This is a genomic window from Bifidobacterium sp. POST2/T3 (B1) (assembly GCF_058197115.1).
The window spans coordinates 1-2129 of the sequence record NZ_JBVPQK010000441.1 but is presented as its reverse complement, the minus strand read 5'-3'; the positions used below and the strand labels follow the sequence as shown (position 1 = coordinate 2129).

Below are 2129 nucleotides of genomic sequence, written 5' to 3'. Positions count from 1 at the left end.
AAGAGGTACTGCCAGGCTATGGAGCTGAGCAGACCGGCGGCGAAGATGCCGATGGCTGCAGACACCTGGTAGCCTGCAGTGAAGATGCCGAAGAAGATCACCTTCAGGGAGGGCTTGAGATACTTGGTGGCCACGACCAGGTAGGCCGAGCCAGCCACCTGCTCACCCGCAGTCTGCAGCAGCCGGGCCGCAATCACATTCCAGATGTTGGGGGCCATGATCGTGTTGGCCACGTACCCATACACGGACCCGACGAACAGTATGCACAGGCCGAAAGTGACCAGCTTGCGCAGGGATACGAAATCGCCCAGGGACCCGTAGATGAAGCAGACGATGCCCAGGACGATGCTGGGCAGGGCCGTGATCAGCGAGGCCTGGTCGGGAGCGCCGGCGTCCTTGCCGACCTGCTGGAAGACCAGGTTGAAGCCTTGCAGGCACAGGGTGCCCAGGACGAAGGTAATCAGCAGCAGGATCAGCGATCGTACGGCTGTCGAATCCTCGGTAGATTGCTTTTCGGACATGATGCCTTCAATTCTCTTTCTCTTGCGTGAACTTGCCGGGGACGGCGGACCTCAGTCAGCCCTGGAGGCCAGCTTCGTGATGCGGGTCATGAACTCGTCCAGGAAACGGGGCACGTCCACGCCGACGGCCACGCGCATGGTCTTATTCGGATCGTTGAGCCGCTGCTCGTCACCGATGGTGCGCCCGCGAGTGGCTCCTTCGGTTTCCACCTTCATGTTCATGGGCAGGGTGGTGACCAGGGTCGGATCCACGGCCACGCCCACGGCCAGCGGATCGTGCAGGCCGCAGCCACCCAGGTGCGGCGAGGTGGTCTCGTAGGCCTTGATGTAGAAGTCGGTCATATCCGCCAGGAAGGTGCCTGCAGCAGTACCCAGCTGCCGCCAGCGGGCGGTCTCCTTGTAGGTGAGCAGGGTCTGTAGCGTCACGTCCAGGCCGACCATGGTCACGGGCGCACCGGAGCGGAAGAGCACGTCGGCCGCGTCCGGATCCTGGGAGATATTGGCCTCTTGCCAGGCATCAACATTGCCCGGCACGGTCAGAGCCCCGCCCATGAGCACGATGGAGCCGATGCGCTGGGCAATATCAGGCTCCTTGGCCAGGGCGGCGGCGATGTTGGTCATGGGGCCGGTGGGCACGTAGACCAGATCCTTGCCGTAGGTATTGACCGCTTCGATGATGAAGTCCACGGCCGACTGCGTCTCCGCCTTGCGGTCGGAGTCAGGTATGGCTACGTCGCCGATGCCGTTCTCTCCGTGGATAAAGGCGGAGACAGGCAGCACCTCGAAAGAGTCCGCCTTGGATGCGTGGGACAGACCCGGATAGACCTTGACCTCGGGGTGGCCCAGCAGGTCGGTGATGGCCAGATCGTTGCGGATGCCCTGCTCCAGCAGCACGTTGCCATAGGTGCCCGTTATGCCGATCAGCTCAACTTCGGGGCTGCCCAAGGCATAGGAGATGGCCAGAGTGTCGTCGACACCAGTGTCCAGATCGAGAATCAGCTTACGCATACAATGTTTCCTTTCATTGCCATGGCTGTATGGAACCATGGCCTTATACATCCACGATGTCCTTGTGGTGGATGCTTGTTTATCATATGCGAAATTGAGCAGTTTCGCTGCCCATGACAGGCGCAAGTCGTGGACAATATCCTCAGATGTTCATGTAGCCGGCAACCAGGGCCTGGATAGCGAATCCAGAAGCTGGTTTTTCGGGCGATTCCCCGATTGACAATGGCGAGCCGGACCGACAGGCTACTCCCCCAAATGCCTATGATTACGCTGATCTTGCCCGGATGATCTGGCGAAAGGGGAACCCGAAGCCGCAATTCGAGGACGACGACACAATCTGCAACTGATGACCGCCCTGGCCCTGCTGGCCTACTTCCTGCATGACAGCCCGGCCCATCTGATCCGCCACGGCCAACCGAACCAGGCAGAGGCCCGGGCCCGGGCATGAGACCAGACATAAGAAGAGGGCGGAACTGGATACCGGCCCGCCCTTATGAAATCTGATACTTCTGATTCTGATGCCTCAGATGTTGAAGACCTGCTTGGCCAGCTTGGCGATGGTGTCGCCGCCCAGCTGTGCGACATCATTCTTGCACTGGT

General features: G+C 60.4%; 2 protein-coding genes. Both read right to left on the bottom strand.

Annotated features, from left to right (window positions below; all coding sequences use genetic code 11):
- The coding region (locus AC0AP0_RS12570; RefSeq protein ID WP_490430442.1) for an MFS transporter at positions 1-521 on the bottom strand (521 nt) is incomplete at its 3' end.
- A gap of 51 nt (positions 522-572) precedes the next feature.
- Entirely contained in the window at positions 573-1529 is a 957-nt protein-coding gene (locus AC0AP0_RS12565) for a nucleoside hydrolase (RefSeq protein ID WP_144176715.1), read from the bottom strand.
- Positions 1530-2129: the final 600 nt, after the last annotated feature.

Excerpts from the sequence above, each read along its gene's own strand:
- AC0AP0_RS12565 (WP_144176715.1), bottom strand. The coding sequence starts at position 1,529 with ATGCGTAAGCTGATTCTCGATCTGGACACTGGTGTCGACGACACTCTG.